Here is a 19,632-nt window from a genome sequence, read left to right as displayed (position 1 = left end):
CCGCTCCCCCGCCCGGCCCCGCCGTCGCACGGACAGCTGTGCGGCGCCGCCCGGGTTCTGCCCGGCGCGGCGCCGTACGGGGGCGGTGGGCGGTCAGCCGCCCAGAGGGTGCATCCAGCCGTGGGTGTCGGGGGACTGGCCGGTCTGGATGTCGAGCAGCGCCTTGCGCAGTTTCATGGTCACCTCGCCCGGCTTGCCGTCGCCGACGGTCCAGTCCGCGCGGGTGGACTTCACGGAACCGACCGGTGTGATGACGGCCGCGGTGCCGCAGGCGAAGACCTCGGTCAGCGATCCGTCCGCGTTGCCGTTCTTCCAGTCGTCCACGCAGATGCGGCCCTCGCGGACCTCGTAGCCGAGGTCGGCGGCGATGCGCAGCAGCGAGGCGCGGGTGATGCCGGGGAGGAGGGAGCCGGTGAGCTCGGGGGTGACGATCGTGTCCCCGTACACGAAGTACAGGTTCATGCCGCCCATCTCCTCGATCCAGCGGCGCTCGATCGCGTCGAGCCACACGACCTGGTCGCAGCCGTGCTCGATGGCCTGGGCCTGGGCGACCAGCGACGCGGCGTAGTTGCCGCCGGCCTTCGCGGCGCCGGTGCCGCCGGGCGCGGCACGGACGTACTCCTCGGAGAGCCAGACGGAGACAGGCTTGACGCCACCGGGGAAGTAGGCCCCGGCCGGGGAGGCGATGACCATGAACAGGTACTCGTTGGCCGGCTTGACGCCGAGGCCGACCTCGGTGGCGAACATGAAGGGACGCAGGTACAGCGACTGCTCACCGTGGCTGGGCACCCACGCCTCGTCCTGGGTGACGAGCGCGTCGACGGCGGCGAGGAAGGTCTCGACGGGCAGCTCGGGCATGGCCAGGCGACGGGCGGAGGCCTGGAAGCGCTCGGCGTTGGCCTCGGGACGGAAGGTGGCGACGGACCCGTCGGGCTGACGGTAAGCCTTGAGGCCCTCGAAGATCGTCTGCGCGTAGTGCAGCGTCATGTTCGCGGGGTCGATGGAGAGCGGCGCGTACGGGACGAGCTCCGCGTCGTGCCAGCCACGGCCCTCGGTCCACCGGATCGTCACCATGTGGTCGGTGAAGTGGCGGCCGAAGCCGGGGCTGGCGAGGATCGCCTCGCGCTGCGCGTCGGGCAGCGGGCGCGAGGAGGGCTTGAGCTCGATCGTGGGCGTCGTCATCTGTCGTGTCCTTCGCGTCAGGGTCAGGGCGGACCGCACCCGCCGTCCCGAGGTGCTAGGACGTCCGAGTTCCCCCTCGCACAGCGGCCCCACCGCTGATTATCGCAGCGGCGGGGCCGGGGACATACATGCGCGGCCCGAGAGGTCAGGGTCAGTCGTGGAGCGGTCACTGACCGGCCGGGCCGACTGGTGGAGGCTAACCCGGCGGTCAGCCGGCTACTCGCGCGGCGAGCGCGTCGCCGATCTCGCTGGTGCTGCGCGTCCCGGAGCGCTCGGCGAGGTCCGCGGCGACGGCGGCCTCGATCCGCTCTGCCTCGGCGGTGTAACCGAGGTGCCGCAGCAGCATGCCGACCGAGAGCACGGTGGCGGTCGGGTCGGCCTTGCCCTGGCCGGCGATGTCCGGGGCGGAGCCGTGCACCGGCTCGAACATCGACGGGAACGCGCCGCCCGGGTTGATGTTGCCGCTGGCGGCGAGGCCGATGCCACCGGTCACGGCGGCGGCCAGGTCGGTGAGGATGTCACCGAAGAGGTTGTCGGTGACGATCACGTCGAAGCGCTCGGGCTGGGTGACGAAGAAGATCGTCGCCGCGTCCACGTGCAGGTAGTCGGTGGTGACCTCGGGGTACTCCTCGCCGACCTTGTCGAAGATGTTCTTCCACAGGTGGCCGGCGTGCACGAGGACGTTGTTCTTGTGGACCAGCGTCAGCTTCCTGCGGGGGCGCGCCTGGGCGCGGGCGTAGGCGTCGCGCACCACGCGCTCGATGCCGAACGCCGTGTTGAGGCTGACCTCGGTGGCCACCTCCTGCGGCGTACCGGTGCGCAGGGAGCCGCCGTTGCCGACGTACGGGCCCTCGGTGCCCTCGCGGACGACGACGAAGTCGATGCTCGGCTCGCCGGCCAGCGGACCCTTCACACCCGGGAAGAGCCGGGAGGGCCGCAGGTTGACGTGGTGGTCGAAGGCGAAGCGGAGCTTCAGCAGCAGCCCGCGCTCCAGGACGCCCGAGGGCACCGACGGGTCGCCGACGGCGCCGAGCAGGATCGCGTCGTGGGCCTTGAGCTGTTCCAGCTCCGCGTCCGGCAGGGTCTCGCCGGTCTCGTGCCAGCGCTTGGCGCCGAGGCTGTACTCCTTGGTCTCCAGCTTCACGTCCTGCGGAAGGACGGCGGACAGGACCTTCAGGCCCTCGGCCACCACCTCCTGGCCGATTCCGTCGCCGGGGATCACTGCGAGACTGATGCTGCGAGACATGGCGAGAACCCTACTCTGCCGTCCATGGAATGACACATGATGTCCGCATGGCGGACGCCTCCTGTACGCGCCAGGTGCTGTTCACCCGTATGACCGTGCTGAGTTGGCGGCGGAAGGGAATTCCCTGTCCATGGACACTCCACGCATGGGCATCGACGAGGACCTCGCCGGCCGTCTGAGCATGGCGGAGCAGCACGCCTGGCTGCGGGAGCGGCACTCCCGCAGACGGGTGATCCGGGGCGGTGTCGCGGCCGCCGGGATCGTCGCCGGGGCCGGTGTGCTGGGCGCGTCCGCGTACGTCGGGAAGGAGCCGGCCGCCGCACCGGCGCGCTTCCCCACGGCGCCCGCCCCGCCGGCCGCGGTCCACGTGGACGGTGCGCTGGTGGCCCCGTTCGGCCGGCACCTGGCCTTCGGCGCCGATCCCGGGACCCAGATGCGCGTCTCCTGGCAGGTGCCGCTGCCGGTGCGGGGGCCGTTCGTCCGGGTGGGACTGCGGCCCTGGGACCTCGGGCAGCGGATCGAGGCCGAGGTGCGCCCGCTGCACACGGCGGCGCTCGGCAAGGAACTGCCCGCGGTGGAGCAGTACTACCTGCACGCGGCGCTCGACGGGCTGCGCCCCGGCACCACGTACTACTACGGCGTGGGACACCAGGGCTTCGACCCCGCGTCGGCGCCCGCCTACGCCACGATCGGCTCCTTCGCCACCGCCCCGGACCCCGGGCAGCGCAGGTCGTTCGTGTTCACGGCCTTCGGCGACCAGGGTGTCAGCTACCACGCCCTGGCCAACGACAGTCTGATCCTGGCTCAGAACCCCGCGTTCCACCTGCACGCGGGCGACATCTGCTACGCCGACGACTCGGGCCGGGGCACGGAGGGCGACACCTACGACGCGCGGGTGTGGGACCAGTTCCTCGCCCAGACCGAGAGCGTCGCCTCACGCGTCCCGTGGATGGTCGCGCTCGGCAACCACGACATGGAGGCCTGGTACTCCCCCAACGGCTACGGCGGCCAGGAAGCCCGCTGGTCGCTGCCGGGCAACGGCCCTGACCCGGCGCGGCTCCCCGGCGTCTACTCCTTCGGCTACGGCAACGTGGCCGTCGTGGCGCTGGACGCCAACGACGTGTCGTACGAGATCCCGGCCAACCACGGGATCAGCGGCGGCCGGCAGACCGCCTGGCTGGACCGGCGGCTGGGCGAACTGCGGGCCCGGCGCGGCGTCGACTTCGTCGTCGTCTTCTTCCACCACTGCGCCTACTCGACCACCAGCGCGCACGCCTCCGAGGGCGGGGTGCGCGAGGCCTGGGTGCCGCTCTTCGACAAGCACCGGGTCGACCTGGTGGTCAACGGGCACAACCACGTCTACGAGCGCACCGACGCGGTGCGCCGCGACGCCGTGGGCAAGGACGTCCCCATCGGGGCGACCACGCACCCCGAGCGGGACGGCATCGTCTACGTCACGGCGGGCGGCGCCGGGAAGAGCCTGTACGCCTTCCCGGTGCCCGACAGCCACGAAGGGCACGTCAAGGACCTGGACGGCGTGGAGACGTACCACTGGGTGAAAGGTGCCCACAAGGTCACGGAGACGGTGGAGTGGTCACGCGTCCGCTACACCGGCCACTCGTTCCTGACCGTGGAGTCACAGCCCGCGCCGCCCGGTGGGACGGCGCGGCTGGTCGTCTCGGCGCTCGCCGAGAACGGCAGACGGATCGATCACTTCACCATCGCGCGGACGGCCAGGTAGGCCAGGCGTCGCAGACGGCGGAGGGGATGGGGAACGGAGTGGCCGGTCAACGCGGCTCGTGTCCCGTCGATCCGCCGTTGTCACGGCGGTCCAGGGCGCGCTGGAGGGCTTCGGCGGCGTTCTTGCGGGCGGTCTCGTCCATGGTGAACAGCTCCCGGAGAAGAAGAGAGGGTTGTGTCGCCATAGAACGGGGCGGGGAGCGGCGCTGCAGGGGGTGACCTGCCACAGGTGCGCGGCTGTCCGCCGGTCGCTGGTGGAGCGAGACGTTCGGCTCCTACAAAGCTAGGACAGCTCCGCCGATCTGTCTCCACAATTACTCGGACTTCCTACTATCTGAGACGGCGAAGGCCCGGCACCCCACGGAATCGGGGGTACCGGGCCCTGCCCCTTGCGGGCTCGTCCGGGTGACTCGGAGGTCAGCCCATGTGCGGGTAGCGGTAGTCGGTCGGGGGCACCAGGGCCTCCTTGATCGACCGGGTCGACGTCCAGCGCATCAGGTTCTGCGCGGCACCCGCCTTGTCGTTGGTGCCGGAGGCGCGGCCGCCGCCGAACGGCTGCTGGCCGACCACGGCGCCGGTGGACTTGTCGTTGATGTAGAAGTTGCCCGCGGCGAAGCGCAGCCGCTCCATGACGTGGGCGACCGCGGCGCGGTCACGGGCGACGACCGAGCCGGTCAGCGCGTACGCGGCGACCGATTCCATCTGGGTCAGCATCGCCTCGAAGGCGTCCTCGTCGGCGTCGTCGTACACATGGACGCCGAGCACCGGGCCGAAGTACTCCTCGCGGAAGATCTCGTTCTCCGGGTCGGAGGAGGCCAGGACGGTCGGCCGGACGAAGTAGCCGACGCTGTCGTCGTAGGTGCCGCCGGCGACGACCTCGACGGTCGGGTCGGCCTTGGCGCGGTCGATGGCGGCCTTGTTCTTGGCGAAGGCGCGCTCGTCGATCACGGCGCCGATGAAGTTCGACAGGTCGGTGACGTCACCCATGGTGAGGCCGTCGACCTCGGCCGCGAACTCCTCCTTGAAGCCGTTCTCCCACAGGGAGCGCGGGATGTAGGCGCGGGAGGTGGCGGAGCACTTCTGGCCCTGGTACTCGAAGGAGCCGCGGGTCAGCGCGGTCTTCAGCACCGCCGGGTCGGCCGAGGGGTGGGCGACGACGAAGTCCTTGCCGCCGGTCTCGCCGACGATCCGCGGGTAGGAACGGTACTTGTCGATGTTGTTGCCGACCGTCCGCCACAGGTGCTGGAAGGTCCGGGTGGAACCGGTGAAGTGGATGCCGGCCAGGTCCGGGTGCTCCAGGGCGACCTCGGAGACGGCGATGCCGTCGCCGGTGACCAGGTTGATGACGCCCTTGGGCAGCCCGGCCTCCTCCAGCAGCTCCATCAGCAGCACGGCGGCGTGCGTCTGCGTCGGGGAGGGCTTCCACACCACGACGTTGCCCATGAGGGCCGGGGCGGTCGGCAGGTTGCCGGCGATCGCGGTGAAGTTGAAGGGCGTGATCGCGTAGACGAAGCCCTCGAGCGGGCGGTGGTCGAGGCGGTTCCACACACCCGGGGAGTTGGCGATCGGCTGCTCGGCCAGGATCTGGCGGGCGAAGTGCACGTTGAAGCGCCAGAAGTCGACCAGCTCGCAGGGGCTGTCGATCTCGGCCTGCTGGGCGGTCTTGGACTGGCCGAGCATCGTGGAGGCGGCGATCGTCTCGCGCCAGGGGCCGGCCAGCAGGTCGGCGGCGCGCAGGATGATGGCGGCGCGGTCGTCGAAGGACATGGCGCGCCAGGCCGGGGCGGCGGTCAGCGCGGCGTCGATCGCCTCGCGGGCGTCGTCCTGCGTGGCGTTGGCGTAGGTGCCGAGGCGGGCGCCGTGGTTATGCGGCTGCACGACGTCGAAGCGCTCGCCGCCGCCCATCCGCCGCACGCCGCCGATGGTCATCGGCAGCTCCACCGGGTTCCCGGCCAGCTCCTTCAGCTTCGCCTCCAGCCGGGCCCGCTCCGGGCTCCCCGGGGCGTAGGAGTGCACCGGCTCGTTCACCGGGGCGGGGACCTGGGTCACAGCGTCCATGGAAGACATCTCCTTGTGTCCTTGTGGGGTCGTGGGCTCAGCGGGTGGGGAGGAAGGACCGCAGGAAGAAGGCCAGGTTCGCCGGCCGCTCCGCGAGGCGCCGCATGAAGTACCCGTACCAGTCTGCGCCGTACGGGACGTAGATGCGCATGCGCTCGCCCTCTTCGGCCAGGCGCCGCTGCTCGGCGGTGCGGATGCCGTACAGCATCTGGAACTCGTACGAGCCCTGCTTGCGGCCGTGCCGGTGGGCGAGCTCCTGGGCGATGGAGATCAGCCGCGGGTCGTGGGAGCCGATCATCGGGTAGCCCTCGCCCGCCATCAGGATCTTCAGGCAGCGCACGTAGGCGCGGTCGACCTCGGCCTTGTCCTGGTGGGCGACGGTGGCGGGCTCCTTGTAGGCGCCCTTGACCAGGCGCACGCGGGAGCCGGCGACGGCGAGGTCGCGGGCGTCCTGCTCGGTGCGGAAGAGGTACGACTGCAGGACGGCGCCGGTGCCGGGGTGGCGCAGGCGCAGGTCGGCGAGGATCGCGAGGGTGGAGTCGACCGTCGTGTGGTCCTCCATGTCGAGCGTGACGGTGGTGCCGATCTCGCTCGCCAGGTCGGCGACGGGGCGGACGTTCTCCAGCGCGATGTCGTGGCCGCCGGCCGGCAGGGCCTGCCCGAAGGCCGACAGCTTGACGGAGACCTCGGCGCGGGTGCCCAGGCCCTCGGCCTTCAGGGCCTCCAGCAGCCGCAGGTAGGCGTCGCGGGTCGCGAGCGCGGTCGCCTTGTCGGTGACGTCCTCACCCAGGTGGTCGAGCGTGACCTCCAGGCCGGAGGCGGTCAGCGACCGCACGGTCTCCATCGCGGGCGCCAGCTCGTCACCCGCGATGAAGCGGTTCACCACGGGGCGGGTGATCGGCGCGCCCGCGACGACGCGGCGCATACGGTCGCTGCGCGAGGCGGCGAGCAGCACGGGACCCAGCACGGTCTCCTCCTGGAGGAAGGGCTGCCCAGGGGGCAGGCAGCGTCGCCGTGAAATCTAGGATCCACCTACCCCGCCCACCATCGACAGCTGTCACGCATCCGATCGGCATCCCTCATACAGATGTATGAGGGAGAATGGCGGCGTGCGCGGTGACTACCAGGAGTTGGTCGACGAGGTCTCGGCGCTGCTCGGCGCCCCCGCGACCCTGGAGGACCGCGACTTCCGGCTGATCGCCTTCGGCGCGCACGACAGCGACGACGACAGTGCCATGGACCCGGTGCGGACCCGGTCGATCCTCACCCGCCGCTCCACCGCCGAGGTCCGCTCCTGGTTCGAGCGTTTCGGCATCGCCCGCGCCACGGCCCCGGTCCGCATCCCCGCCGCCCCCGACGCCGGGGTGTTCCGGCCCCGGCTGTGCCTGCCGGTGCGGCACGGCGGCGTCGTCCACGGCTACGTGTGGCTGCTGGACACCAGCGGGCACACCGACGCCCAACTGGCCGCCGCCATGGCGGTCGCCGCCCGCATCGGCGCGCTGCTGGCCGCCGAGTCCCGCGCGGGCGCCGACGCCGGCCGGGCGCTGGGCGATCTCCTCGGCTCCGCCCCCGGGCCCGGCCGCACGGCCGCCCGTGAGGCGTTGCGGGCCGCGCTCGGCCCGGACGCGGACGCGGCCCACGCGGTGGTGTGCGTCCTGCCCTGGCCGGGCGGTGAGGACGGCGACGCCCCGGGACCGCGCGGTGTGCCGGGCGCCGCCGCGCTGTGCGTGGTGCCGCCGCGGGAGACCACGGGCGCGACGCACCGGGAGCCCTCGGTCGCGGCGCTCGCCGCCCTGGTGCGGCTGCGCACGTCGACGATGTCGGGGCCCGCGCTCACGGCGGCCGCGCGGCTGATGGAGGGCAACGGCCAGGCGGCGGAGCCGGGCGCGCGGGCCGGGATCAGCGCCCCGCGCCAGGGACTGGCCGAGCTGCCCGAGGCATGGCACGAGGCCGTCTCCGCGGCCCGCGCCGCCCGCGCCCAGCCCCGGCTCGGGCGCACGGCGGAGTGGGACGCGATCGGCCCCTACCGGATGCTGGCCGCACTGCCCACCGGAGCGGTGGACCCGGCGGTGCGCCCGCTGCTGGAGCCCTCGCACGCCGACCTCGCACGTACCGCCGAGGTGTACCTCGACCGTGCGGGGCAGGCCGGGCGCGCCGCCGCGGAACTGCGGATACACCGCCAGACGCTCTACTACCGGCTGTCCCGCGTCGAGCGGCTGACCGGCCTCGACCTCGACGACGGGGAGGACCGGCTGCTGCTCCACATAGCCCTCAAGACGGCCGGGCTCGGGGACTGATCGGACTGTTGCCGACCCGAGGGGGCACAAGTAACGTGGCGCGAGGCCGTTGGGGGGCTTGATCAACACGCGCAGGACGCGGGTGACCCGCGCGTCCCGCGCGGACACCGCGGAGCGAAACAAGGGGATCGGGAGCCGGTGACTCATTCCACGGAGGCCCACGGACGCGAACGCCCAGCGCTGTGGAGGACGCCGCCGGCCGTCCCCGGCAGACCGCGCCCCGACCGCAGACTGCTCCTGGCCGGGCTTCTGCTGGTCGTGTCGCTGGCCGCATTCACCGCGCTGTGCCTGTCGATGCCCGTGCCCATGGCCGACATGCAGGTCTACCGTGCCGAGGGCGCGGCCGCCGTCGACGGCACCGACCTGTACGGCTTCACCGTCACCGAGTGGAAGCTGCCCGCGACCTATCCGCCCTTCGCCGCGCTGCTGTTCGTACCGACGACGTGGCTGCCCGTACCGCTGCTGAAGCTGGCCTTCATGGGCGGCAACCTGCTGCTGCTCGGGCTGCTCGCGCACCTGTCCTGCCGGGCGACGGGGTGGCCGCGCGCCCGCGGCTCGCGCTGGGTGGTGGTGCTCCTGGCGATGGCCCTCGGGCTGTGGCTCGAGCCGGTCTTCCAGACAATGCTGTACGGCCAGATCAACCTGCTGCTCGCGGTACTGGTGCTGTGGGACCTGAGCAGGCCGGACGGCGCACGCGGCAAGGGCATCGCGATCGGTGTGGCGGCCGGCATCAAGCTCACCCCGGCGATCTTCGCCGTCTACCTGCTGCTGACCGGCCGGCGCAGGGAGGCCGCGGTCGCCGCCGCCGCCTTCGCCGGCACCACGCTGCTGGGTGCGCTCGCGCTGCCCGGAGCGAGCGTCGACTACTGGACCCGCTGCCTGTTCGACACCAGCCGGATCGGCAAGGTCTGGATCGTCGACAACCAGTCCCTGCAGGGCCTCGTCGCCCGGATGCTGCACACCGCCCACCCGGGCGCCGTGTGGGCGGTCGCCGCGCTCGTGGTGGCCTGCGCGGGGCTCGCGGTCTCGGTGCGGATGGGCCGGCTGGGCCGGGAAGCCTGGGGCGTGGTGTGCTGCGCGGTGACGGCGCTGCTCATCACCCCGATCAGCTGGTCGCACCACTGGGTGTGGTGCGTGCCGATGCTGATCCTGCTCGCCGCCGAAGCGCCGCGCTGGGCGCTGCGGGTGGCCGCGGTGGCCTTCCTGGCGCGCACGCTGTGGATCGTGCCGAAGGCCGGTGACCTCGATCTGCACCTGGCGTGGTGGCTGCAGCCCTTCGCCTCCCCGTACCCCGTGCTGGGTCTGGTCTTCCTGGCGGCGGTGGCGCTGCGCTTCCGGCCCGGCTCCCCCGCGATGGCGGCGCTGACGGCAAAGGGGCGGCCGTCCCGGATCGCCCGGGTCGGCCGCCCCCAGCGGAGCGAACCGGCCGTCAGTCCTCGAGATTGACCGCGCGGGCCGAGCTCGCGCCGATCTCCTCGGCGATCTCGGCCAGCACCGGCGCCGGGATGGCGGTGTCGACGGTCAGCGCGACCAGCGCCTCGCCGCCGGCCTGGTCACGGGCGACCTGCATGCCCGCGATGTTGACGCCGGCGTCGCCCAGGATGCGGCCGATGGTGCCGACGACGCCGGGACGGTCGGTGTAGCGCAGGAAGCCCATGTGGTCGGCGAAGACCAGGTCCACGTCGTCGTCGCCGACGGCGACGATCTTCTGGATGTGCTTGGGGCCCGCCAGCGTGCCGGAGACGGCCACCTCGGTGCCGTCGGAGAGGGTGCCCCGCACGGTGACCAGGTTGCGGTGGTCGGGCGACTCGCTGCTGGTGGTGAGGCGGACCTCGACCCCGCGCTCCTGCGCGAAGAGCGGGGCGTTGACGTAGCTGACGGTCTCGTCGACCACGTCCTCGAAGACGCCCTTGAGGGCGGAGAGCTCCAGCACCTTCACGTCGTGCTGGGTGATCTCGCCGCGCACCTCGACGTCGAGGCGGACCGCGACCTCGCCCGCGAGGGCGGTGAAGATCCGGCCGAGCTTCTCGGCGAGCGGCAGGCCCGGGCGGACGTCCTCGGCGATGACACCGCCCTGGACGTTGACCGCGTCCGGCACCAGCTCACCGGCGAGCGCCAGGCGCACGGAGCGGGCGACGGAGATGCCGGCCTTCTCCTGGGCCTCGTCGGTGGAGGCGCCCAGGTGCGGGGTGGCCACGACGTTGTCGAACTGGAAGAGCGGCGAGTCCGTGCACGGCTCCTTGGCGTACACGTCCAGGCCGGCGCCGCCGACCCGGCCCTCCTTGAGCGCGGCGGACAGCGCCTCCTCGTCCACGATGCCGCCGCGGGCGGCGTTGACGATGCGCACGTGCGGCTTGACCTTGCGCAGCGCCTCCTCGCCGATCAGGCCCACGGTCTCCGGGGTCTTGGGCAGGTGCACGGTGATGAAGTCGGAGACCTGCAGCAGCTCGTCGAGGCTGAGGATCTTCACGCCCATCTGGGCGGCGCGCGCGGGCTGGATGTAGGGGTCGTACGCGACGATCTTCATCCCGAAGGCGGACATGCGCTGGGCCACCAGGGCGCCGATGCGGCCGAGGCCGACCACGCCGAGGGTCTTCTCGGCGAGCTCGACGCCGGTGTACTTGTTGCGCTTCCACTCGCCCTGCTTCAGGGCCGCGTTCGCCGGGGCGATGTTGCGGGCCACGGCGATCAGCAGGCCGCAGGCCAGTTCGGCGGCGGTGACGATGTTGGAGGTCGGGGCGTTGACGACCATCACGCCGGCCTTGGTGGCCGCGGAGACGTCCACGTTGTCCAGGCCGACGCCCGCGCGGGCCACGACCTTGAGCTTGGAGGCTGCGGCGATGGCCTCGGCGTCCACCTTGGTGGCGCTGCGGATCAGGATGGCGTCGGCGTCGGCGATCGCGCTCAGGAGTTCTCCCCGGTCGGCGCCGTTGCAGTGCCGGATCTCGAAGTCCGGCCCGAGGGCGTCAACGGTGGCGGGCGACAGCTCTTCAGCGATGAGTACGACGGGGTTGCTCACGTGAGTCCTCACTAGTCCCTGGTCTACGGCCGCGTCCCGACGGCCGAAGGCGGTGGAGAGGGATGGCATGCCGCGTGGAAGACGCACGACGCTGTGAGCCTGACGCGCTTGTTAATGGAGTGTATCGGCGGCGGGCCCGGCATCCTGCGCCAACGTGGAAGGATCACCCGCACGAGGGTGTACGGGGTGGCCAAAGCCGCCGGTCCCGGGGGCGCGGCGCCCCCGGGACCGTTCCGACCGCGGTGCGGAGGACTTACGCCTCCTCGTCCACCCAGCTCATGAGCTTGCGGAGCTTCTTGCCGGTGGTCTCCAGCAGGTGGTTCTCGTCGGCCTTCTTGTACTCGTTGTACCGGGGCAGGCCGGCGTTGTACTCGGCGATCCAGTTGTTGGCGAAGGAGCCGTCCTGGATCTCGCCGAGGATCTTCTTCATCTCGGCCTTGGTGGCGTCGGTGATGATGCGCGGCCCGGTGACGTAGTCGCCCCACTCGGCGGTCTCCGAGATCGACCAGCGCATCTTCTCCAGGCCGCCCTCGTACATCAGGTCCACGATGAGCTTCAGCTCGTGCAGGCACTCGAAGTACGCGATCTCCGGCTGGTAACCGGCCTCGGTCAGCGTCTCGAAACCGGCCTTGACCAGCGCCGCCGTACCACCGCACAGCACCGCCTGCTCACCGAACAGGTCGGTCTCGGTCTCCTCGGTGAACGTCGTCTTGATGACACCCGCGCGGGTGCCGCCGATCGCCTTGGCGTAGGACAGCGCCAGCGCGAAGCCGTTGCCGGTCGCGTCCTGCTCCACGGCCGCGATGCACGGCACGCCGCGGCCCTCCTCGTACTGACGGCGCACCAGGTGACCCGGGCCCTTGGGCGCCACCATGCACACGTCGACACCGGCCGGGGGCTTGATGAAGCCGTAACGGATGTTCAGGCCGTGACCGAAGAACAGCGCGTCGCCGTCCTTCAGGTTGTCCTTGACGGACTCCTCGTACACCCGCGCCTGGATCGGGTCCGGAACCAGGATCATGATGACGTCCGCCTCGGCCGCGGCCTCCGCGGGCGTCACCACGCGCAGGCCCTGCTCCTCGGCCTTCGCCTTGGACTTGGAACCCTCGTGCAGGCCGACCCGCACGTCCACACCCGAGTCGCGCAGCGACAGCGCGTGCGCGTGCCCCTGGCTCCCGTAGCCGATGACCGCGACCTTGCGGCCCTGGATGATGGACAGGTCGGCATCGTCGTCGTAGAACAGCTCGGCCACTTCGGGTCTCTCCTTGGTGATCTGGGGGGTTGCCCACACACTACGTCCGCGGGCGGAATCAAGTTTTACGGTCTCGCTATGCGGTCCGGTCGAGGGCGCGCAGGGAGCGGTCGGTGATCGAGCGGGCGCCGCGGCCGATCGCGATCGTGCCGGACTGGACGAGCTCCTTGATGCCGAAGGGCTCCAGCATCTTCAGCATGGCCTCGAGCTTGTCGGCGCCGCCGGTGGCCTCGATGGTGACCGCCTCGGGCGAGACGTCCACGGTCTTGGCGCGGAACAGCTGGACGATCTCGACGATCTGGGAGCGGGACTCGTTGTCGGCGCGCACCTTCACCAGGACGAGTTCGCGCTGGACGGCGGCGGAGGGCTCCAGCTCGACGATCTTCAGGACGTTGACCAGCTTGTTCAGCTGCTTGGTGACCTGCTCCAGCGGGAGGTCCTCGATCACGTTCACCACGATGGTGATGCGGGAGATGTCGGCGTGCTCGGTGGTGCCGACGGCGAGGGAGTCGATGTTGAAGCCGCGCCGGGAGAACAGGGCGGTGATCCTGGCCAGGACGCCGGGCTTGTTCTCCACCAGGACGGAGAGCGTGTGCTTGGACATGTCGCGTCGTTCCTCTGCTTCTCTCTCGGTCCTCAGTCGTCCGCGGCGTCGCCGAAGTCGGGGCGGACGTCACGGGCGGCCATGATCTCGTCGTTGGAGGTGCCGGCGGCGACCATCGGCCACACCATGGCGTCCTCGTGGACGATGAAGTCCACGACGACCGGGCGGTCGTTGATGGCGTTGGCCTTCTCGATGACCTCGTCCAGCTCGTCGGGGGACTCGCAGCGCAGGCCGACGCAGCCCATGGCCTCCGACAGCTTGACGAAGTCCGGGACGCGGGTGCCGGCCGCCGGGGTCTGGCTGACGCCCTGGTGGGAGCCGCGGCCCGCGTTGGTCTCACCGGCGTGCAGGACGGTGTTGGAGTAACGCTCGTTGTAGAAGAGCGACTGCCACTGCCGGACCATGCCCAGGGCGCCGTTGTTGATGATGGCGACCTTGATCGGGATGTTGTTCAGCGCGCAGGTGACCAGCTCCTGGTTGGTCATCTGGAAGCAGCCGTCGCCGTCGACCGCCCACACCGTCGCGCCGGGCCGGCCGGCCTTGGCGCCCATGGCCGCGGGGACGGCGTAGCCCATCGTCCCGGCGCCGCCGGAGTTGAACCAGGTGTTGGGCCGCTCGAAGGAGATGAACTGCGAGGCCCACATCTGGTGCTGGCCGACGCCGGCCGCGAAGAGGGTGCCCTCGGGGGCCAGCTCGCCGATCCGCTGGATGACCTGCTGCGGGGACAGGCTGCCGTCGGCGGGCAGGTCGTAACCGAGCGGGTAGGTGTCGCGCAGCCCGCTCAGCAGCTTCCACCAGTCGGCGTAGTCGCCGCGGCGGCCCGCCTCGTGGTCGGCCTGGACGGCGACGATCAGGTCGGCGATGACCTCACGGGCGTCACCCACGATCGGCACGTCGGCGACGCGGTTCTTGGAGATCTCGGCCGGGTCGATGTCGGCGTGCACGATCTTGGCGTACGGGGCGAAGGAGTCGAGCTTGCCGGTGACGCGGTCGTCGAAGCGGGCGCCGAGGGCGACGATCAGGTCGGCCTTCTGCAGGGCCGCGACGGCGGAGACCGAGCCGTGCATGCCGGGCATGCCGACGTGCTGGGCGTGGCTGTCGGGGAACGCGCCCAGCGCCATGAGGGTGGTGGTGACCGGGGCGCCGGTCAGCTCGGCCAGGATGCGCAGCTCGCCCGTGGCGCGGGCCTTGAGGACGCCGCCGCCGACGTACAGCACGGGGCGCTTGGCCTCGTTGATCAGCCGGGAGGCCTCGCGGATCTGCTTGGCGTGCGGCTTGGTGACCGGGCGGTAGCCGGGCAGGTCGGCGGTGGGCGGCCAGGAGAACGTGGTCTGCGACTGCAGGGCGTCCTTGGCGATGTCGACCAGGACCGGGCCGGGGCGGCCGGTGGAGGCGATGTGGAAGGCCTCGGCGATGGTGCGCGGGATGTCGTCCGCGTCGGTGACGAGGAAGTTGTGCTTGGTGATCGGCATCGTGATGCCGCAGATGTCCGCCTCCTGGAAGGCGTCGGTGCCGATCGCCTTGGAGGCCACCTGGCCGGTGATCGCCACGATGGGGACCGAGTCCATGTGGGCGTCGGCGATCGGGGTGACCAGGTTGGTCGCGCCCGGGCCCGAGGTCGCCATGCAGACGCCGACCTTGCCGGTGGCCTGCGCGTAGCCGGTGGCGGCGTGGCCCGCCCCCTGCTCGTGCCGGACCAGGACGTGGCGCACCTTCGAGGAGTCCATGAGCGGGTCGTACGCGGGAAGGATCGCACCACCCGGGATGCCGAACACCGTGTCGGCACCGACCGCCTCAAGAGAACGAATGAGGGACTGGGCGCCCGTGACGCGCTCGGCGGGAGTGGGCTGCGGCGCGGCGCCGCGGGCCCGCGGCTGCGGGTGGTGGGCCCCGGTGGCCTGCTCGGTCATCTGGTTCTCATCTCTCAGGAGTTTGAGGGTGGAGAGGGCGGTATGTCTGGATCCCAGGCAACAAAAAACCCCTCGTGCCGGCAGGCAAGCGAGGGGAGCGCGTCGGTGCGTTCCACGAGGCGGTCAGGGGCCCCGGGTCAGCCGACGCGCTTTCCAAGTACGAGAATTCGGGTGCGCATGGGACTGACCTTCCTCCTCGCGAGCGGGGAGTGTCAAGCGGGTGGGACGGGCGTCTCATTATTTGAGCGTAGCTCGTCCGCCTTGCGCGTGCCGCGCGCGGAGATCCGGCTGCTGCCGAGCGGGACCGGCCCACCGGGCACCGGGTAGCCCCCGCGGGTCAGCGAGGAGCGCAGCCGGTGCTCGTCCAGCGGCCCCGAGAATGCCATGCCCTGACCGTGGGTGCAGCTCATCTCACGCAGGACCAGCACCTGCTCGGGTCGGTCCACGCCCTCGGCCACCGAGCGGATCCCGAGGTCCTCGGCGATGCGCAGCAGCCCCGCGGTGATCTTCCGCAGCCGTGGTGACTCCACGACGCCCTCGGTGAGCCCCCGGTCCAGCTTGAGCACGTCGACGGGGAGCCGCCGCAGCGCGTTCATGGGCGCGTAGCCGCTGCCGAATCCCTCCAGGGAGATGCGCACCCCGAGCCGGCTCAGCGCGGTCAGCCGCCGCTCCAGCTCGTCCAGGGAGATCCGCGGGTCCTGGTCGGCGATCTGCAGGACGAGGCAGTCCGGTGGCAGCCCGTGCCGTTCGAGCAGGGCCTCGACGTCCTTGGTGGGCAGCTCGCGGTGCATCAGGCGCCGGGTGGACAGCCGTACGGCGACGGGGACCGGGCAGCCCGCGGCGCGGCGCAGCGCGGCCTGGCCGACCGCCTCCTCCAGCAACCAGCGGGCCAGCTGCGCGGTGCGGTCGGTGTCCTCCGCGACCCGCAGGAACTCCGCGGGGGTGAAGAGGATGCCCTGCGCGGAGCGCCAGCGGGCCTGCGCCTCGACCGCGGTCACCTCGCCGGTGCCGAGGTCGACCACGGGCTGGTGGAGCAGGGCGAACTCGCCGTCCCGCAGGGCCGTGCGCAGCCGTCCCGCCAGCTCGGCCCGGCGCACCACCTCGGCCTGCATGGCGGGCGCGTACATCTCGACCCGGCCCTTGCCGGCCTGCTTGGCCCGGTACATCGCCAGGTCGGCGTTGCGCAGCAGCTCGCCGGCGCTGACCCCGGGGTCGGCGAAGGCCACGCCGATGCTGGCGGCCACCCGGACCTCGGTGCCGTCCACCCGGTACGGCTCGGAGAGGGCGGCGCGGAGCCGGTCGGCGACCTCGTGGACCTGGTACTCGCGCAGATGGCGGTCGGCGCTGGTGCCGCAGATGAGGGCGGCGAACTCGTCGCCGCCCAGGCGTGCGGCGGTGTCGCCGGCGCGCACCGAGTCCCGCAGGCGCCGCGCCGCCTGGACGAGGAGTTCGTCGCCGGCCTGGTGGCCGACGGTGTCGTTGACCGCCTTGAAGCCATCGAGGTCGATGAAGAGCACCGCCGTGGTGCCGGTGTCGCCGTCGCCGGCCCGGCGGCCGCCGATGGCCTGGCGGATCCGTTCGGTGAACAGGGCCCGGTTGGGCAGGTCGGTGAGCGGGTCGTGCGAGGCGTTGTGCTGCAGCTGGGCCTGGAGCCGGACGCGCTCGGTGACATCCCGGCTGTTGAAGATCAGGCCGCCCTGGTGGCGGTTGACGATCGACTCGACGTTGAGCCAGCTGCCGTCACCGTGCCGTATGCGGCACTCGATGCGGGTGGCGGGCTCCTCGGCGGCGTGGGCGGCCAGGAAGCGGCGCACCTCGTGCACCACCCGGCCCAGGTCCTCGGGATGGATGTGGGTGGCGAACTCGGTGCCGACCCACTCCTCGGGATCGCAGCCGTACACGCCTTTGGCGGCGGGGCTCACGTAGCGCAGCACGCCGGTCGGCGAGGCGATCATGATGACGTCGCTGGAGCCCTGCACGAGCGACCGGAAGTGGTTCTCCTTCTGGGCCAGCTCCTGGGTGAGGGCCATGTTGTCCAGCAGCATGATCCCTTGGCGCACGACCAGGGCGAGCACCACGGTGCAGCCGGTCAGGAGCACCACCCGGTCGCTCTTGCGGCCGTCGATGACGTTGTAGAGGATGCCGAGCACGCAGACCGCGGCGGCCAGGTACGGGGTCAGCGCCGCCAGCGAGCCGCTCACCCGGCGGCCCTGCTCCTCTTGCCGTTCGGCGGTCGCCCGCTCCGCGGCCACCCGCTCGCCGACCCAGGGGGCGTAGGCGAGCAGCATACTGCCGGCGAACCATCCGGCGTCCAGGATCTGGCCGGAGCTGTAGTGCTCGCGCAGCAGGGGCGAGGTGAACAGCGCGTCGCACAGCACGGTCAGGGCGAGGGAGGCGATGGCGGTGTTCACCGCCGCCCGGTTGGCCGAGGAGCGCCGGAAGTGCAGCGCCAGCACCATGCTGACGAGCATGATGTCCAGCAGCGGGTACGCCAGGGACAGGGCGATGCGCGCGGTGCTGCGGCCCTCCCACAGGGCCGTCTGGGCCAGGGCGAGGGTCCACGAGAGGGTCAGCAGGGAGCCGCCGATCAGCCAGGCGTCCAGTCCGAGGCAGACCCAGCCGGCCCGGGTGACCGGCCGCTTGGCGAGCACCAGCAGCCCGATGATCGCGGGAGGGGCGAAGAGCAGGAAGCAGAAGTCGGCGACCGAGGTGCGCGGCACGTCGTCGCGCAGCACGACCTCGTACCAGCCCCAGATGCCGTTGCCGAGCGCCACCATGGCGGAGGAGACGGCGAACAACGCCCACGCGGGACGGTACCGGTCGGCGGGGGCCCTGTGGACGTAGACCAGGCAGGAGACGGCCGCGGCCAGCGCGGCCACAGAGAGGCCGAAGTCGCCCATGACCAGGGCCAGCCCGGTGGATCCCCAGCCGAAGGCCGATCCGATGGCGTAGCCGCCGCAGAGCACGGCCAGCAGCATCTGGGGCAGCAGGCCGGTCCGGTTGCCCGGCGCGGACGCCTGCGAGAGGACCGCACCGGGCGCGCTCACGGTGTCGTCCCGTGACGCCGTGAGCGTCCCCGGCACGGTGTGCTGTGGTCCAGCGTCGGATGCTCTCTCCATTGGCCGTACATCGCCCGTCGCCCCCCATCAAGTCCTGAGTCGTCCCACGCCCGTTCGCAGCTCGCCGAGCCACGCCGGTCGTGTTCCCCCAGTGCGGGACGATACACCAGTTCAGTCACTCAGGGACATAGTTCCTCTACACAGCGTGACCACGCGTAGCGTCCTGCCCCACGCGTGGGGCACCCGGTGCCACGGCACGGTCAGGTGGTCATGACGACGTTCGCGAGGTCCTGGCCGGCCGCGAAACGTCGGAGTTGCTCGCGGAGCAGCCGCTTGGCCCTGGGGAGGAACGCGGAGGTGCTGCCGCCGACGTGCGGACTGATCAGGACGCCCGGGGCGTGCCACAGCGGGTGCCCCGGAGGCAGCGGCTCGGGATCGGTGACATCGAGTGCCGCCTGGAGGCGGCCGGCCTCCAGCTCCCCGAGGAGCGCCTTGGTGTCCACCACGGGTCCGCGGGCGACGTTCACCAGCAGGGCCCCGTCCTTCATCCCGGCCAGGAACCGTGCGTCGGCCAGATGGCGGGTGTCCGCGGTGAGCGGGGTCGACAGGACGACCACGTCCGCCTCCGGCAGCAGCCGCGGCAGGTCCCCCAGGGCGTGCACGGGGCCGCGCGGGGAGCGCCGGGCCAGCCGCGCGACCCGGGTGACGTGGCATTCGAAGGGGGTGAGCCGGTCCTCGATGGCCGCGCCGATCGATCCGTAGCCGACGATGAGCACGTGCTTGTCGGCGAGCGCCGGGTAGAAGCCGGCGTGCCATTCCTCGGCGTCCTGGCCCCGTACGAAGCGGGGGATGCCGCGCAGGGCCGCAAGGGTGAGGGTGACGGCCAGCTCGGCGGTGCTGGCCTCGTGCACCCCGCGGGCGTTGCACAGCCGCACACCCGGCGGGAGCTGCCGGAGGTAGGGCAGGACGTGGTCGACACCCGCGCTGAGGGTCTGCACCACACCGACCCCGGACATCCGGGGCAACGGGCGGCCGGCGACCTCGGGGCCCTTCATGTAGGGCACCACGTAGAACGCGGCGTCGGCCGGGTCGGCCGGGAACTCCTCGGCACCGTCCCAGAAGAGGTAGTCGAGCTCTGCGGGGAGCCCTTCGACGTCCGCTGCGGGGATCGGGAGCCAGACGGTGGGGCGGTGGTTCCGGGTGATGTCAGCCATGGTCAGGAGGCTATGGCACAGTGGGGCGGCGCGAGAGGTCAGCGGAGGTCA

Annotated in this window: 13 protein-coding genes; 3 read left to right on the top strand and 10 right to left on the bottom strand. The window is 71.7% G+C overall.

Going from position 1 to position 19,632, the window contains the following annotated elements; genetic code table 11:
• Positions 1-93 precede the first annotated feature (93 nt).
• Positions 94-1,182: a branched-chain amino acid aminotransferase gene (locus AC1VWI_RS30265; RefSeq protein WP_499514166.1), complete on the bottom strand. Its 1,089-nt coding sequence runs from the start codon at positions 1,180-1,182 to the stop codon at positions 94-96.
• 208 nt (positions 1,183-1,390) lie between these two features.
• Positions 1,391-2,428: a 3-isopropylmalate dehydrogenase gene (locus tag AC1VWI_RS30260; RefSeq protein ID WP_499514165.1), complete on the bottom strand. Its 1,038-nt coding sequence runs from the start codon at positions 2,426-2,428 to the stop codon at positions 1,391-1,393.
• A gap of 130 nt (positions 2,429-2,558) precedes the next feature.
• Here AC1VWI_RS30260 and AC1VWI_RS30255 point away from each other — a divergent pair, with 130 nt between their 5' ends.
• A complete protein-coding gene (locus tag AC1VWI_RS30255) occupies positions 2,559-4,169 on the top strand; it encodes a purple acid phosphatase family protein (RefSeq protein WP_499514164.1) in 1,611 nt (536 codons plus the stop codon).
• Between the two features lie 416 nt (positions 4,170-4,585).
• Here the strand turns inward: AC1VWI_RS30255 and pruA are convergent, their stop codons facing one another.
• Positions 4,586-6,226: an L-glutamate gamma-semialdehyde dehydrogenase gene (pruA, locus tag AC1VWI_RS30250; RefSeq protein ID WP_499514163.1), complete on the bottom strand. Its 1,641-nt coding sequence runs from the start codon at positions 6,224-6,226 to the stop codon at positions 4,586-4,588.
• A 37-nt stretch (positions 6,227-6,263) separates the two neighbouring features.
• A complete protein-coding gene (locus tag AC1VWI_RS30245) occupies positions 6,264-7,193 on the bottom strand; it encodes a proline dehydrogenase family protein (protein WP_499514162.1) in 930 nt (309 codons plus the stop codon).
• Between the two features lie 142 nt (positions 7,194-7,335).
• Between AC1VWI_RS30245 and AC1VWI_RS30240 the strand changes: the two genes are divergently transcribed.
• The gene (locus AC1VWI_RS30240) at positions 7,336-8,523 is read left to right on the top strand and encodes a PucR family transcriptional regulator (protein WP_499514161.1); all 1,188 of its coding nucleotides are present in this window, start codon (positions 7,336-7,338) and stop codon (positions 8,521-8,523) included.
• 138 nt (positions 8,524-8,661) lie between these two features.
• Positions 8,662-9,969, top strand: a complete 1,308-nt coding sequence (locus tag AC1VWI_RS30235; RefSeq protein WP_499514160.1) for a glycosyltransferase 87 family protein — start codon at positions 8,662-8,664, stop codon at positions 9,967-9,969.
• Here AC1VWI_RS30235 and serA read toward each other — a convergent pair.
• The 6 genes from serA to AC1VWI_RS30205 all read right to left on the bottom strand — a co-directional run bounded on the left by serA (position 9,953) and on the right by AC1VWI_RS30205 (position 19,581).
• A complete protein-coding gene (gene serA, locus AC1VWI_RS30230) occupies positions 9,953-11,542 on the bottom strand; it encodes a phosphoglycerate dehydrogenase (RefSeq protein WP_499514159.1) in 1,590 nt (529 codons plus the stop codon). The genes AC1VWI_RS30235 and serA overlap by 17 nt on opposite strands.
• Positions 11,543-11,795: 253 nt before the next feature.
• Complete coding sequence (gene ilvC, locus AC1VWI_RS30225) at positions 11,796-12,794, bottom strand: ketol-acid reductoisomerase (RefSeq protein ID WP_499514158.1); 999 nt, start codon at positions 12,792-12,794, stop codon at positions 11,796-11,798.
• Between the two features lie 76 nt (positions 12,795-12,870).
• Positions 12,871-13,398, bottom strand: a complete 528-nt coding sequence (gene ilvN, locus AC1VWI_RS30220) for an acetolactate synthase small subunit (protein WP_018563397.1) — start codon at positions 13,396-13,398, stop codon at positions 12,871-12,873.
• Between the two features lie 32 nt (positions 13,399-13,430).
• Positions 13,431-15,308 carry an acetolactate synthase large subunit gene (locus AC1VWI_RS30215; protein ID WP_499514157.1) on the bottom strand — a complete coding sequence of 626 codons (1,878 nt, stop codon included), beginning with the start codon at positions 15,306-15,308 and terminating at the stop codon, positions 13,431-13,433.
• A gap of 212 nt (positions 15,309-15,520) precedes the next feature.
• Complete coding sequence (locus AC1VWI_RS30210) at positions 15,521-18,355, bottom strand: putative bifunctional diguanylate cyclase/phosphodiesterase (RefSeq protein WP_499514156.1); 2,835 nt, start codon at positions 18,353-18,355, stop codon at positions 15,521-15,523.
• A 272-nt stretch (positions 18,356-18,627) separates the two neighbouring features.
• Complete coding sequence (locus AC1VWI_RS30205) at positions 18,628-19,581, bottom strand: 2-hydroxyacid dehydrogenase (protein ID WP_499514155.1); 954 nt, start codon at positions 19,579-19,581, stop codon at positions 18,628-18,630.
• Positions 19,582-19,632 lie beyond the last annotated feature (51 nt).

The sequence above is a fragment of the Streptomyces sp. TOM-9 genome, from assembly GCF_056858595.1.
The sequence above is the reverse complement of the archived record's forward strand: the minus strand, read 5'-3'. Positions and strand labels throughout refer to the sequence as shown.